The sequence below is a fragment of the Inquilinus sp. CA228 genome (assembly GCF_052078665.1).
Lineage (GTDB): Bacteria > Pseudomonadota > Alphaproteobacteria > DSM-16000 > Inquilinaceae > Inquilinus.
Window position 1 is genome coordinate 1 of record NZ_JBQJIK010000073.1, and the last position, 13,797, is coordinate 13,797.

9 protein-coding genes are annotated in these 13,797 nt (G+C 71.3%); 5 read left to right on the forward strand and 4 right to left on the reverse strand.

Annotated elements, in window-relative coordinates; all coding sequences use genetic code 11:
- From ACTOWL_RS29035 to ACTOWL_RS29055, 5 genes are all read left to right on the forward strand, one after another.
- On the forward strand, nucleotides 1-3,729 hold a 3,729-nt coding region (locus tag ACTOWL_RS29035), incomplete at its 5' end, for an SDR family NAD(P)-dependent oxidoreductase (RefSeq protein WP_441324769.1).
- Complete coding sequence (locus ACTOWL_RS29040) at nucleotides 3,726-5,075, forward strand: aminotransferase class I/II-fold pyridoxal phosphate-dependent enzyme (RefSeq protein WP_441324770.1); 1,350 nt, start codon at nucleotides 3,726-3,728, stop codon at nucleotides 5,073-5,075. The genes ACTOWL_RS29035 and ACTOWL_RS29040, both read left to right, overlap by 4 nt.
- Nucleotides 5,059-6,117 carry a hypothetical protein gene (locus ACTOWL_RS29045; RefSeq protein WP_441324771.1) on the forward strand — a complete coding sequence of 353 codons (1,059 nt, stop codon included), beginning with the start codon at nucleotides 5,059-5,061 and terminating at the stop codon, nucleotides 6,115-6,117. The genes ACTOWL_RS29040 and ACTOWL_RS29045 overlap by 17 nt, the downstream gene beginning before the upstream one ends.
- A gap of 11 nt (nucleotides 6,118-6,128) precedes the next feature.
- A complete protein-coding gene (locus tag ACTOWL_RS29050; RefSeq protein ID WP_441324772.1) occupies nucleotides 6,129-7,097 on the forward strand; it encodes a hypothetical protein in 969 nt (322 codons plus the stop codon).
- Nucleotides 7,098-7,103: 6 nt separating this feature from the next.
- A complete protein-coding gene (locus tag ACTOWL_RS29055) occupies nucleotides 7,104-7,823 on the forward strand; it encodes a hypothetical protein (RefSeq protein ID WP_441324773.1) in 720 nt (239 codons plus the stop codon).
- 51 nt (nucleotides 7,824-7,874) lie between these two features.
- Here the strand turns inward: ACTOWL_RS29055 and ACTOWL_RS29060 are convergent, their stop codons facing one another.
- From ACTOWL_RS29060 to ACTOWL_RS29075, 4 genes are read right to left on the reverse strand one after another with little or no spacing between them, the layout of a single operon-like run.
- Nucleotides 7,875-8,663, reverse strand: a complete 789-nt coding sequence (locus tag ACTOWL_RS29060; RefSeq protein ID WP_441324774.1) for an SDR family NAD(P)-dependent oxidoreductase — start codon at nucleotides 8,661-8,663, stop codon at nucleotides 7,875-7,877.
- A 2-nt stretch (nucleotides 8,664-8,665) separates the two neighbouring features.
- Nucleotides 8,666-10,045: a capsule biosynthesis protein gene (locus tag ACTOWL_RS29065; RefSeq protein ID WP_441324775.1), complete on the reverse strand. Its 1,380-nt coding sequence runs from the start codon at nucleotides 10,043-10,045 to the stop codon at nucleotides 8,666-8,668.
- A 9-nt stretch (nucleotides 10,046-10,054) separates the two neighbouring features.
- A complete protein-coding gene (locus ACTOWL_RS29070; RefSeq protein WP_441324776.1) occupies nucleotides 10,055-12,370 on the reverse strand; it encodes a polysaccharide pyruvyl transferase family protein in 2,316 nt (771 codons plus the stop codon).
- 58 nt (nucleotides 12,371-12,428) lie between these two features.
- The gene (locus ACTOWL_RS29075; RefSeq protein WP_441324777.1) at nucleotides 12,429-13,565 is read right to left on the reverse strand and encodes a polysaccharide pyruvyl transferase family protein; all 1,137 of its coding nucleotides are present in this window, start codon (nucleotides 13,563-13,565) and stop codon (nucleotides 12,429-12,431) included.
- Nucleotides 13,566-13,797: the final 232 nt, after the last annotated feature.

Sequence of the window (13,797 nt, forward strand, 5' to 3'; positions counted from 1 at the left end):
GACCGGCACGAGGCCAGCGACGACTGGCTGCTGCTGACCGCCTGGGCGCGGTCGATGGCGCATCGCGCAGTGCGGGCGGTAGCGGGATCGGCCCGCTTCACCGTCGAGCGGCTGTGCCGCGGCGGGCGCCTGGCCCCGGCCGCGGTGCCGCGCTTCGCGGCGCTGCTGAGGGTGCTGGCGGAGTTCGGGCTGGCGACGGAGGAGGATGGCGCCTGGCGCCTGGCCCCTGCCCGCCTGCCGTCGCCCCAGGCGATCCTGCGCTCGATCCTGGCCGCGCATCCGGAGCGCGGCGCCGAGACGGTGATGGCCGCCCGGCTGTCGCGCGACCTGGTCGCGGCGCTGCGCAGCGGGGAGAAGCTGCGCTTCTCCAAGGGCGTCGAGGCGCATGCCCGCGCCGCCTCGCCGCTGCTGCCGCTGGCGGCGGCGCTGCTCGGTCGCCTGGCTGCCGGTCGTGCGGCGCCCCTGGCGCTGCTGCTGGTCGACCCCGTGGGCGAGCTGGTGCCGGCGCTGCTGCCGCTGCTCCGCGACGGCGCCCTGACCGTGGCGGTGACCCGGCCCGAGCCGAAGGCCCTGGCCGGCCTGGCCGCGCGCAGCCCGCGCCTGCCCGGCCTGCGGATCCTGGACGAGCAGACCACGGTCCCGCCGGGCCGCTTCGACCTGGCCCTGTCGGTCGGCACCATGCCGGCCGGGGATTCGGCGCGGCTGGGGCAGCTTGTGGCCGGGCTGCTGCGTCCGGGCGCCGCGGCCGTCACCATCGACACCATCCCGGACACGGTGACCGCCCTGCTGCTCGAGGGCATGGCGGACGGCCTCACCTCGCAGGACGGGCTGGCGCAGGCCGGGTTCCGGCCGGCGGCCCGGCACCGCGTCGGCACCCGAGGCGCGGCGGCGCAGCTGGTGGTCTGGGACCGGCCGGCCATAGACATGCCGGCCGAACCGGCCGGGCCGATCCTGATCCGCCCGCCGGCCGCCGACACCGAGCTGCTGGCCGACCTGGCCGACCGGCTGCGCAAGCGGGGCCACCCGGTGCGCATCGATCCGGCCGCGGCGGCGGCGGAGGGGGACATCGTGCTGCTGCCGCTGATGCTGGACACGGCACGCGACCCGGTCGCCTTCCTGACCAAGGCCATCCTGGCGGTGCGGGCGGAGGCCGAGGCCCTGCCGGCGAAGTCCACCCTGTGGCTGCTCGCCCGCTGCGGCAAGCTGAACGGCAAGGCCGATGGCGGCCGCGGCCTGGCCGAGGCGCTGGCGGCCTTCGCCCGCACCCTGGCGAACGAGTATTCCGGCATCACCATCCGCTTCGCCACCCTGGCCCCGGCCCTGGCCGACGACGCCGCGGCGGCGGCGCGGGCCGGGCTGATCGGATCGGGCGTGGGCCTGGCCGAGACCGAGGTCGAGATCGACCGCGACGGCCTCTTCGTCAGCCGGGTGGAAGCGGTGCGGCCGGCGCCGCAGGACGCCCCGGCGGAGGACCGGGCCGCCCGCCTGGCCCTGGCCGCCCCGGGCAGCCTGGGCCGGATCGGCTGGACAGCGGCCGAGCGCCGGGCGCCCGGACCGGAAGAGATCGAGATCGAGGTCGCGGCCAGCGGGCTGAACTTCCGCGACGTGATGTTCTCGCTGGGCCTGCTGCCGGATGATTATCTCGAGGACGGCTTCGCCGGCCCGACGCTCGGCTTCGAATGCGCCGGCACGGTCCGCCGCGTCGGCGCGGCGGTGACCGACCTGCGCGAGGGCGACCGGGTGATGGCCTTCGCCCCGGCCGCCTTCGCCACCCATGTCACGGTGCCGGCCCAGGTGGCGATGCGGGTGCCGGAGGGGGTCGACTTCGCCGCCGCGGCGACCAAGCCGGTCGCCTTCATCACCGCCTGGTATGCGCTGGTGCACCAGGCCCGGCTGGGCCGCGGCGAGAGCGTGCTGATCCACGGCGCCGCCGGCGGCGTCGGCCTGGCGGCGCTGCAGATCGCCAAGCTGCGCGGCGCCACCGTGGTGGCCACCGCCGGCAACGAGGACAAGCGCGCTTTGGCCCAGCTGCTGGGCGCCGATCTGGTGCTGGATTCCCGGTCGCTGGCCTTCGCCGACGAGATCCGCTGGAAGCTGGGCGGCGTCGACGTGGTGCTGAACTCGCTGTTCGGCGACGCCATGCGCCGCAGCCTGCGGGCGCTGAAGCCGTTCGGCCGCTTCGTCGAGCTGGGCAAGCGCGACTTCGTCGCCGACACCGCGGTGGGCTTGCGCGCCTTCGCCCGCAACGTCTCCTATTTCGGGGTCGATGCCGACCAGCTTCTCAATGCCCAGCCAGGCCTGACCAAGCGCCTGCTGCGCGACCTGGACCGGCTGTTCGCGCAGCGCCGCCTGACCCCCCTGCCGCACCGGGTGTTCCCGGCCGACCAGGCGGAGGACGCGTTCCGGCTGATGCAGGGCGCCGGCCATATCGGCAAGATCGTGATCACGCCGCCGCGCGAGATCCCGGCGGCGCCTGCCGCCGAGGCCCGGTTCGAGGCGCAGGACACCGGCTTCCACCTGGTCACCGGCGGCTTCGGCTTCGCCACCGCGCTGTGGCTGGCCGAGCACGGGGCGAAGACGATCGTCGTCGCCTCCCGCCGCGGCGCGCTCGGGCCCACGGAAAAGGCCCAGGCCGAGCGGCTGGCGAAGCAGGGCGTCACCCTGGCGGCGGAGCGGCTGGACGTCACCGACCGGGCCGCCTGCGAGAAGCTGCTGGCGGCGCTGGAGCGCCGGCACGGCCCGCTGCGCGGCATCATCCACGCCGCCATGGTGCTGGATGACGGGCTGCTGCGCGACCTGGATGCGGCGCGGATCGAGCGGGTGCTGGCGCCGAAGATCAAGGGCGCGATCCACCTCGACCTGGTCAGCCGCACCCGGGCGCCGGACTATTTCGTGCTGTTCTCCTCCGCCACCACGCTGATCGGCAATCCCGGCCAGGCCAACTATGTCGCCGCCAACGCCTATCTCGAGGCGCTGGCGCGGACCCGGCGGGCCCAGGGGCTGCCGGCGCTGGCCGTGTCCTGGGGCGCCATCGCCGATGCCGGGGTGCTGGCCCGCGACGCCGCCAAGGGCGACGCGCTGAAGCGCCGGATCGGCCGGTCGTCGCTGAAGGCGGCCGAGGCGCTGGTGCAGCTGGGCCGGCTGCTGGCCCGGCCGGCAGAGACGCCGGCGGAGGCGGTGGTGGCCTGCGCCCGGATCGACTGGCAGGCGGCGACCCGCGAGCTGCCGATCCTGGCGACGCCGCGGCTGGCCGGAATGGCCGATGGCCGCCGGGCCGAGACCACCGAGGCCGAGGTCGACCTGGCCGCCATGATCGCCGGGCGGACCGACGCCGAGGCGCAGCAGATCGTGACCGAGACCATGCTGGCCGAGATCGGGCGGATCCTGCGCATGCCGCCGGCCGATATCGACGGCGACCGGCCCTTCGCCGAGCTGGGCATGGATTCGCTGATGGGGCTGGAGCTGGATGCGGCGATGCAGAGCCGCTACGGCATCGACCTGCCCTTCCTGTCGATCGGCGCCGGGCTGACGCTGAACGAGCTGAGCACGCGGATCGTCGCCAAGCTGCGCGGCGGCGCGCCGGCCACCGGCGCCGAGGCGCAGCCGCCGACCGAGGCGGCGCAGCTGATCGCCAAGCATGTCGAGGCCGATCTGGAGGCGGACGCCGCCGTGCTGGTGCGCGAGGCCGTCCGCGACCGGGCCAAGACCACAAGGCGGGTTCTGGGATGAGTAAAGGACGCCTGTCGGACGCCGCGCTGCGGTCGCTGATCTCCGAGGTCCGCGGCAAGGCCCCGGCCGCGGTGCCGGCGGCACCGGAGTCGCGGTCCTACGACACCGCCTTCGAGACCCTGCCGGGCTACGAGACGCTGCGGATGCAGCGCGCCGCGGCCGACCTGCTGGGCATCCGCAGCCCGTTCTTCCGCACCCATGAGCAGCGGGCCGGGGCGGTATCGCGGATCGCCGGGCGGGAGGTGATCAACTTCGCCTCCTACGACTATCTCGGGCTGAACGGCCACCCGGCCGTGGCCGCGGCGGCGAAGGCGGCGGTCGACGAGTACGGCACCTCGGTCTCGGCCAGCCGGCTGGTGGCGGGCGAGCGGCCGTTCCACGCGGCGCTGGAGCGGCGCCTGGCCGAGGTGCACGGGGTCGAGGACGCGGTCGCCTTCGTCAGCGGCCACGCCACCAACGTCGCCGCCATCGGCCAGATCACCGGGCCGGCCGACCTGATCCTGCATGACGGGCTGATCCACAGCAGCGTGATCACCGGCGCCCAGCTGTCCGGCGCGCAGCGGCGGTCGTTCCCGCACAACGACCTGGACACGCTGGAATCGATACTGACCGCCGAGCGCGACCGCTGGCAGCGCGTGCTGATCGTGGTCGAGAGCCTGTATTCGATGGATGGCGACACCATCGACCTGCCCCGGCTGGTGGCGATCAAGCAGCGCTTCGGCGCCTGGCTGATGGTCGACGAGGCGCATGGGCTGGGCGTGCTGGGCCCGACCGGGCACGGCATCGCCGAGGCCAGCGGCGTCGACCCGCGGCAGGTCGACATCTGGATGGGCACGATGTCGAAGACGCTCGCCTCCTGCGGCGGCTACATCGCCGGACCGGCGGCCCTGGTCGAGTATCTGAAGGTGATGGCGTCGGGCTTCGTCTACAGCGTCGGCATGCCCGCGCCGGCGACCATGGCGGCCCTGACGGCGCTGGAGCTGATGATCGCCGACACGGATGGGCGGGTGGCCCGGGTCCAGGCCAATTCCCGATACTTCCTGGAGCGCGCCCGGGCCGCCGGGCTGGACACCGGGCTGGCCGAGGGCCATGCGATCATCCCGATCATCCTGGGGGATTCGCTGCAGGCGGTGCTGCTGTCGAACCGGCTGCTGGAGCGCGGCATCAACGTCTCGCCGATCGTGCATCCGGCGGTGCCGGAGAAATCGGCCCGGCTGCGCTGCTTCGTCACGTCCGAGCACACCCGCGACCAGATCGACCGCGCCGTCGCCGTCATCGCCGAGGAGCGGGAGAAGCTGCTGCACGAGGCACCGGCGGTGGCAAGGCTGGGTGCCCTCAGATCCTGAACAGACGCCGCTTGTCTGCGATCGCAATGCCTGTTCCGGAAGGCTGATCGGCAGCGCGGGCTGCCCGACCTATCGCATCTGTCGGGCGGAAACGGGTCCGCCCGCGGCGATATCATCCGTTCATATGACGCGGAGGTTTCCGCGGGCCGGTACCCTGCGTCTGACCGGAGCCGGTGACGCGGTTACCGAGCCGCCGGTCGCAACCTCGGGCAGATGGTATCGGACCATGGCTGATGTCTATGGCGCGATCACGGATGCCGCACTGAACTGGATCGTCGGCTTCGCCCATGTCCGGGCCCCGTTCCTGTTCAACTACGTCGCACCGACGGTCCAGGCCGTGCTGGGTCCCGACCAGAAGATGGTCGGCGTGCAGGATCTCTGGCTGACATGCGCGCCGGTTCCGGACTCGCCCTTGCCCGGCGTGCCGAAATACCGGCGGATGCCGCCATTCCAGCTGCCGGGCATTCCGATCGGACTGCCCTATTCCGTCCAGATCGTCGATGCAAAGATCGATTTCCATCCGGGCGACCAGGTCACGCTGCCGGAGGAACTCCTGCCGCCGCTTCGCGACCAGACTCTGGCACTCAGAACCCAACTTCTGTTCGGCTTGGCCTGTGTTCCCGATGGTATCGTCGAAGTGCTGACCAGACAGCATTTCGGATTCACCGATCTTCGTCCGCAGTTCAGCGTGCTGCCGGTGACCGAGCTGCAGTGCTTCGTCCTCGACCTCTACGCGACTGGACGCCTGGCGGTGCAGTCGACAGCGCAGCCCGGCCCCTACCCCCTGCAGCAGATCCGCCTGCAGGTCGACGGCATCGAGATCGTGGACATCACGCCGAAGGGGCTGGAGGGCGCGGTCGAATGCTACCTGCGCGCCATACTCAAGGGCTATGTCCTGCCGAAACTCGTGCTCGGCCTGGAGGAGTTGATCCTCCGCACGCTCGGCATCACCTTCACGCCGCATCTGACGCTGGGGCTGCCGAACAACCCGGCGGCCGAGCAGAACGAGCTGCGGGTGTGGCTGGACCTCGAGATGAGCTAGGGGAGGCAACGATGAGCGACGTGACCTTCTCCGTCAGCGAGCGGACCTTCAAGGCGGTCTTCAACAAGATCTATCCCTCGGTGCAACTTCCCTTCGACGGGTCGAACACCGTGGCGGGTGTCGTCTGGTACGGCGTCGAAGGTGCGATCCACATCGAAGGCGCCGGCGACATCGAATTCGAGGACGGCAATACCTTCCTCCTCAAGGAACTCGATATCGGTTGGGACAAGCTGATCCTACGCTTGGGAATCGACATACCGACCCTGACCATCGGAGGCTTCTGCCTGGTCCGGGCGCCGCGGGACATCCCGTTCATCGGCGGCGAATGCATCCTGCCGTTTCCCAGGATCACGCTGTTCACGGCCGCGCCCGACATCGGTCCGTTGAAGCTCAACCTCAACGCGATCATCGGCTATGTCGTCACCGAGATCAGCGGCCGCTTCTCCATCGGCATCCGCAAGGACGGCGATTTCCAGAAGATCCACGCGGATCCGCAGGCCGTCGACGTCGATCCGATCTCGATCAACGACACCTTCGGCAAGCTGCCCACCATCGTCCAGGCCGGGGTCGCCGCGGCGAGCGCACAGATGCTGGCCGTCGTGCCTGCCGCCTGGATGATCGATGTCATCCTGTCATTCCTGGGCGCGCCGACGATGACGGCCTATCTGCTCGACCTGCTCGACATTCATGATGACATGGAGGAATGGCTGATGGACGTCCTCAATGTCAGCATCGGGGTGGACAACCTGCTCTACCAGGCGATCTTCGCGTCGATGCTGGAGCGGCAAGAGCTCTTCAAGATCGACGATCCCTATCCGTTCGTGCCGGAGATCAAGCTCGACACGGCGGATTTCGGCGGATTTCCCGCCCCGCCGCCGGCACCGAAATTCAACCTGCCGGAGGTCGCGGCCTCGATCCTGAATCCGTCGGTGCGGTTCGAAGCGGACACCATGATCGTCCAGTTCGATTTCGGGGCCTAGACCGACATGCGCAGCATCATCTCTTCCGCCTTCACCGTGATCGACCTCGATTCGGCCGCGCTCGCGGGCACCGCGACGATCGCCCACCCTCTCCCCGACGCCGAGGCGCTGTGGCTTGCGGTCCATCAGGAGGAGCACCAGCCGCTGTGGACCGCCATCATCAGTGTTCGCGACGCTTCGGGGCCCATGCACATCACCCTGGACCTCGGGACGGCGGACTCCAAATGTTCCGGCGGGACGGAGTCGAGCCAGGCGGAATATGTCGTGCGCCGGGGCGGCTATCTCTGCCTGAGGTCGAGCGCACAGGATGCGGGCCGCTTCGCCCTGCTCCGGACCGACGGAAAGCAGCCCTCGTCGTGGGATTCGCGGAGTCTCGCCCCCGGCGACGTCTTCGCCTTTCTGGCGATGCGGCCAGGAACCTATGCGCTTGCAAATCGGGTCGATGGCGCCGGTTGCACCGTGACCGTGACCTATCCCGACCCCCGGCACAACAAGGCAAGCCCACGCCAGCCCGCCGAGCCGATCCGCATCCCATCGTCGAGACTGCCGGGCCATCAGGCGATCGCGATGGATCCCGGCCAGGGCCTGGTCGTCGACGTCGAGGCCGCGGCGCGGCTCACCTTCAATCTCCAGACAGCCGATGACGGCCCGCCCGATCTCGCTGAATGGCGTCGGGCACGATCCGGGCAGGATCGACAAGGGCGGCGAACCAGCCGTGGCGCCTGAGCCGATCGCCGTTCCCTTCGGATGCGGTGCGAGCCCACGCGGGATCCCAGCCTACAGCACCGCCGGGGCGTCGATCTCGAAGCGGAGGAAGCGGTCGATGAAGGCGGCGCGGAGCGGGCGTGGGGCCAGGCGACCCAGGCGGATCAGCCAGACCAGCGGCCAGGGGAAGGCCACCATGGCGCGGCCGCGGGCGACCCGGCCGGCGATGTGCTTCGCCGCCCGCTCGGCGCTCCACTGGAACGGGCGGGCGCCGCGGTAGCGGTCGCTCATCCCGGTGGCGATGAAGCCGGGGCACGCGATGGTCACCCGGATGCCGTCCGGCCGCAGCCAGGCCAGCAGCGCCTCGCCCCAGGCCATCAGCCCGGCCTTGGAGGCGGAATAGGCCGGCTGGTCGGCCAGCGGCATCAGCGCCGCCAAGGACGAGATCAGGACGATGCGGCCGCAGCGGCGGGCGCGCATCGGCTCGATCAGCGGCGACACCGTGGCGATCGCGCCTTCGAGGTTGATGCGCAGCTGCGCCGTGACCGACTCCTCCGGCTCGCAGCCGCGGCCCGGGGCCAGCCCGGCCTCGACCCCGGCATTGGCGATCACCACCGCCACCGGATGGCGGGCGTCGAAGCCGCGCAGGAATTCGCCGAGCCGGGCGCCGTCGCGCACGTCGATCTCCGCCGCCTCCACCATTGCGCCGCGCTGTCGGCAGGAGTCGGCGACCTCGGCCAGGCGGGCCGGGTTGCGGCCGATCAGGGCCAGCGCCACGCCCGGCGCCGCATAGTGCCGTGCCAAAGCCGCGCCGAGGCCGTGCGATGCGCCGGTCACGACGACCGCCGTCGGCGCGGTCATGCTCACTCTCCGGCCTGCGCCGCCCAGGCGGCCTCGCGCAGCGGCTGGACCTCGCCGTCGAGAATGCGGCGGCGGGCGCCGTCGACCGCGAGGTCGATGCCGCGCAGCGAGAAGAAGCTGCCGCGGATCTGGGTCCGCGCCACCACGACCCGGCGGAACGCCTCCAGCAGCTCGCCGCGCGGCGGCTGCCCCTCGGCCCAGAAGCGGTCGAGCCCGCCCTGGAAGCTGAGGCCGGGCAGGTCGAACACGGCGCTGCCGAGCGTCTGCAGCGGCTTGCCGCGCTCCAACGCGAACAGGCCGACGGTGGAGTTGACCACGACCACGCCGATGGCGTCGTCGACCAGTTGCTGCAGGTCGCCGCCATCGATGAAGTCGACCCGGCCGGCGACGCCGTGCCGCGCCGCCAGCGCCGCGATCCGCCGGCGTTTGGCGACCGGGCGGAAATCCAGCGGGTGCAGCTTCACCACCAGCCGGGTGCCGGGATCGGCGCTGCGGGCGAAGGAGGCGATCACCTCCTCCGCCGCTTCGACCGTGTCGCGGAACGGGGAATGGGTGCGGATCTGGAAATCGGTGTCGAGCTGCAGCGGGTGCAGGTGGTAGCGCTGCCCGGCCAGGCCCTGCATCACCCGCTGCGCCCGGCGCCGGACCCAGGGGGCGCGGAGGAAGCGGCCGAGCCAGCCGGCATATTCCACCAGCGGGTGGTCGAGGGCGTGGTGGCGGTAATGCGGGAAGGCCGGCATCAGCGCCACCAGCCCGACCGTCCACAGCACGTCCCACACCGCCCGGTGCAGGAAATAGGACGGCACCGGCGCCGCCGCCGGGGGCTCGGCAGCCCGCGGCTCGGCCGCCCGCGCCAGGGCCTGGAAGGCGGCCGCGCCGCGCGGCAGGTCGGAATGGCCGTTCACGCCCCAGGCCTCGCAGGTGACCCAGCCGGGGCGCAGATAGCCTTCCTCGAACAGGTGCAGCTTGAGGCCGCGCCGCCGGGCCAGGTCGACCGCCACCGCGTGATGCGGCCGGCAGTCGCCGAACAGCACCAGGTCGGTGACGCCCTCGCGGTCGAGGATGCTGGCGATGAAGCCGCGCCAATCCTCGAACCGGCCGCGGAAGGCGATGGCCGGGCGGCGCCAGAACACCACATCGCCGCCGCAGATGTTGATCTTGACGATGCGGGCGCCCTCGGCCTCCAGCGCCGCCGCCAGGCGCCGTTGGAACGGCGTGGCGGCGCCCTGCAGGACCAGCACGACGCGCCGGCGCCCGGCGCCGGCCGGGATCGTCCGCGCCGCAGCCGGCGGAGGAGGAACCGGCTGCGGCGGGACGGGCGGGGCCAGCGCACCGGCCAGCCGCGCCGCGGCGGCGAACGGGCGCTGGGATCGCCCGTTCATCTCACGGCCTCAGAACGGGATGCGGGCGTAGACGTCGCCCGACACCGGCCACACCGCGTCGTCGAACGACACCCCCTGCGCCACCGGGAAGGCCTCGAACAGGGCGCGGCCGTCATAGCGCAGCGGCTGCCAGGTCTCGTCGATCCAGGTGATCACGTCCTCCCACGGCGTCTCCAGGCTGCGGTCGCGGCAGAAGGCGATCACGCCCGGCTTGCCGACGCCGGAGTAGAAATCGCGGATGCGGTGGTCGATCCGGTTCTCCGGATCGTCGACGTCGAGCAGCAGCCGGCCGCCCTCATAGGTGCCGAACCAGCCGCAGGGCACGCCGTAGGTCTCGGCGATCACCATGCCGTGCAGGCTGGTCGAGATGATCCGCTTGCACGACACGATCTCCTCCACCTTGGCGGCGAAGGCGTCGACCTTCGGCGCGGTGTAGGTGTTGATCAGCCGGATCGAGCCCGCCAGGCTGGGCGGGATGTTGTAGCGCTTCAGCGCCTCCTTCACCCCCGATTGCGGGTCCATCGAGGCGAGCTCGGAGATGTGCAGGATGACGCCGAGCTCATGCGTCTTCTTGACGTGGTGCATCGGCATGATCCGCGGCAGGAACCAGACCGGGTCGCCGAACACGTCGGGCACCGTGATGCCCTGGCCGCGCAGCACCGCCTGGGTCTTGCGGCCGCGCACGCCATGCACGACGAAATCGGTGTTCTGCGGCCGCATGTACTGCCGGATCGAGCGGTCGACCGGGTTCAGCGTCGCATCCATGCCGGTGCCCCAGAAGTGCAGCACGCCGTTCTTCTGGGCATGGCCAATGGTGCCGACCGCGACCATCCGCTCCGACGCGTCGTCGAAGGCGGCGCGGCGCACCGGCAGGCCGGCGATGGCGGCGACCACCACGGCGCTGAGCGCGTCGCCGAGATTGGCGTGCGGATGCTCGCTGGTGGTGGCGACCCAGGACAGCGGCACCGACAGCCGCTTGGCATTGAAGCGCAGCAGCGTCTCCAGCCGGTCGCGCGACGCCGCCTCGGGCTTGGCCACCGCCGGGGCGGCGGCAACCGGCGCCGGGGTCGGCTCGAACATGGGCTCCGGCGCCCGGGCGAGGGCGGCGGAGCCGGCGGTCATCGGCGCGGCGGAGGCAGCGGCGGGCTTGGCCGGGGCGGGGGTCGAAGGCACGGTCATGGCGGAAACAACCTTGAGGGCCGGGGCCGGCTTGGCGACCGGGACCGGAGCTGGGGCGGAAGCCGCGGTTTCGGACTTGGTCTCGCCGGCCCGGGCCAGGGCGACGCGCTTGCGGTCTTCCCGGCGCAGCTCGTCGACGGAATGCTGGAGCACGAGGCCGGTCAGCACCGGGTGGTCCCACACGGTCTTGCCGGCCGGCGCGACCAGCGGCTTGGCGTCGAGCGGGAAGGCGTTGATCAGCGCGTCCTCGTCGATCGACACCGGCTCCCACACATCGTCGATGGTGTCGAGCACGTCCTGCCAGTCGGTGGCGATGCCGCGCGGCTGGCTGTAGCTCCAGATCGAATCCTTGCCGATGCCGGTGTAGAGGTCGACGATCCGCAGGTCGGTCGTGCCCTCGGAGCTGAGCTCGGTCAGCGCCAGGCCGGGCTCGTTGCCCTGCGGCGAGAAGTACAGGCAGGGGATGCCGTAGCTTTCGGCGATCACCATGCCGTGCAGGCTGGTCGACACGATGCGCTTGCAGGCCAGGATCTCATCGACCTTGTCCTTGAGGCCGCCGGTGCCGATCGGCGTCACCGTGCTGATCAGATGCACCCGGCCGGCGAACTCGGCCGGCACCTCGAAGCGCTTGTAGTCGGCGCGCGGGTTCGCCTGGGTGAAGGAGCGGTCGGCCAGCTCCGACAGGTGCAGGATGACGCCGACATCCCACTTCTTCTCGACCGTCGGCTTGTAGAAGCGCGGCAGCAGCCAGACCGGGTCGCCATAGACGCCGCCCCTGGCCTTGCCGCCGAGCAGCCGGGCCGAGACCGGGCCGCGGCTGGCCGGGACGTGGAAGGTAGAGTCCGGCGGCACGGTGAAGGGCAGCCGCTCCGGCATCGGCGCCGACGGATTCTTCCAGCCCGAGCAGCCAGTGCCCCAGAACCAGACTTCGCCGCCCTCGAATCCATGGCCGATGGTGCCGACCGCGCCCATGCGCACGGATTTCGACTTGGTCGGGACGCGGGCGATGTCGAGTCCGGACAGCAGGGCCACCATGACCGGACTGAGCGCATCGCCGAAGTTCAGATAGTCCATCTCCTTGGTCGAGCCGGCCCAGGAGAGCGGGATCTGTCCCGCGTCGCGCGTGGCCCGCAACAAGCTGTTCATCATGCGCCTCGTCCAGTTCGATCAGGTCGATGTGTGGTTGCGGAATCGGGGTGTCGCATCAGGCCCGGTCCGGCAGGGGCCGCCGCAGCAGCGCCGCCATGCGCTGCAGCGGCCCGGCCGCCGGCCGGGCCTCGGCGGCGGCGGGTCGGATCACCATCTGCGGCCGGTGCTGCAGCGGGATCTGCCGCAGCACCGGATGGTCGAACACGGTCTCGCCGCGCCGCGGCTGCAGCGGGTTGAGGTCCAGCGGGAAGGCCTCCATCAGCGGCGCCGTGTCGAACTGCGGCGGCGCCCAGGCCTGGTCGATCGCCGCCATCAGGGCCGGCCAGTCGGTGCGCTCGCGGCGCGGCTGGCCATAGATCGGCAGGCTGCTGCGGCCGAGGCCGCGATAGAGGTCGACGATGCGGAGGTCGAGCGTGCCGTCGGGGTCGAGCTCGGCGATGTGCAGGCCGCGCGGCGCCCGGGGCGAGAAGTACAGGCAGGGGATGCCGTAGCTTTCGGCGAAGACCATGCCGTGCAGGCTGGTCGACACGATCCGCTCGCAGTCCAGGATCTCGTCCAGCCGGGCCCGCATCCCGTCCAGGCCGATCGGCGTCACCGTGTGGATCAGCCGGACGTCGCCGGCCAGCTCCGCCGGAATCTGGTAGCGGATGTGCTCCGCCTTCGGCCGCACCTCGAAGGAGCGGTCCTGCAGATCGGCGAGGTGGATGATGACGCCGAGCTTCCACTTCTTCTGCCGCGGTGCGGGATGGAAGCGCGGCAGCAGCCAGACCGGGTCGCCATAGACCGCCGGGCCGGCGGCGTCTTCCCCGCCCAGGATGCGGCGCGACACCGGCCCGCGCGTGGCGGTGATGTGCAGCCGCGTGCCGGGCAGCGGCGCCACCAGGACGCGCTGGTCGGCCGGGGCCGAGGGGTTGCGCCAGCGCGAGCTGCCGGTGCCCCAGACCACGACCTCGCCCTCCTTCAGGCTGTGGCCGATGGTGCCGACCGCGGCCATCCGCAGGCGCCGGGATTCATGGGCGATGTGCTCGACCGGCAGGCCCGCCAGCAGCGACACCATCACCGCGCTCAAGGCGTCGCCGAGATTGACGTAGTCCTGCTCGCGCGTCGCCGCCACCCAGGTCAGCGGCACGATCTGCCGCTGCCTGACCGAGGCGGCCAAAGCGCGAATGGTCTCGTTGCCCGGCACGGCCATCGGTTGTCCATGATTCCAGTTTCGACCCGAAGGTTTTAAGACGGAATCGCCGCCGCTGTCATGCGTTTTGCGGTGCGAAATCGCAGTGCGAAGCAAAAATCTGCGCTGCGGTAGCGCCGAGGCTTCTTTCGGTTTGGGTTTAGAATCCGTTTCCAGATCAATATGATGTGCCGAGCAAACCTGAAACCGGCTTTTCCGGGGGTCTGGGCGGTGCATCCCGAATCAGTCCGCC